Origin of the sequence: Pseudomonas sp. AMR01, from assembly GCF_041946035.1 — a bacterium.
GTDB classification, from domain to species: Bacteria; Pseudomonadota; Gammaproteobacteria; order Pseudomonadales; family Pseudomonadaceae; genus Aquipseudomonas; species Aquipseudomonas antarctica_B.
The window spans coordinates 1-712 of the sequence record NZ_JAUTYR010000105.1 but is presented as its reverse complement, the minus strand read 5'-3'; the positions used below and the strand labels follow the sequence as shown (position 1 = coordinate 712).

The 712-nt window shown below is 57.4% G+C and carries 1 protein-coding gene; it reads left to right on the top strand.

The genetic code is table 11. The features are described 5' to 3' along the window. Window positions 1-573, top strand: a 573-nt coding sequence (locus tag Q7C20_RS26740) for a hypothetical protein (protein ID WP_375071191.1), incomplete at its 5' end; no start/stop codon positions are given. Between the last annotated feature and the right edge of the window lie 139 nt (window positions 574-712).

Below are 712 nucleotides of genomic sequence, written 5' to 3'. Positions count from 1 at the left end.
GGAGTGTTTGAGGCCTGTGTTGATCCTGAGTCGCGGATCGCGAAGGACTCGCCGCGGGTTTTGACGATCGACACTTCCCATAACCGGGCTTACACGTATCTGGCTGTTGCTGGTTGGCGTGATGATGGGTTGCCTCACTGCGAGATCATCATGAAGCGGCCCGGAACCGAATGGGTTGTGGATGCGGTCAAGAACAAGTTGGCATTCAAGCCTGACGCGGTGATTGTGCAGGGCCGTGGCGCTCCTGCGTCATCCCTGATTGAGTTCCTGCGCCTGGCGGGCATCGAAGTGACTGAATGCCAAGGCAACGACCTTGGCAGCGCTCACTGCCAGTTCAACGACCGTGTTGTGGGTAAGTCCATTCGCTTCCGCGACCAAGGCACGTTGACGCTGGCGGCTGCTGACGCGGTCAAGAAACCTTTGCAGGAAGTCTGGGTGTGGAACCGGGCTAAGTCTCCCGTGGATGTCGCGCCTTTGTGTGCTGTGACGTTCGCGCTGTGGGGCTTGGAGATGTTCAAAAACGGTGCTGTCACTCAGACGGCCTATGGCGATGATTACGAGAAATGGTGGTGAGTACGTGGGATTCCTGAACTCCATCACCAGAGCCATCCTTGGCGGCTATCCGTCCAAGCAGACGTTCCGCATTGATTCCGAGCACACTGGGACTTTCCTGTTGCACGGTAATGGTGATGCGAACAGCGTGGAGGGCATG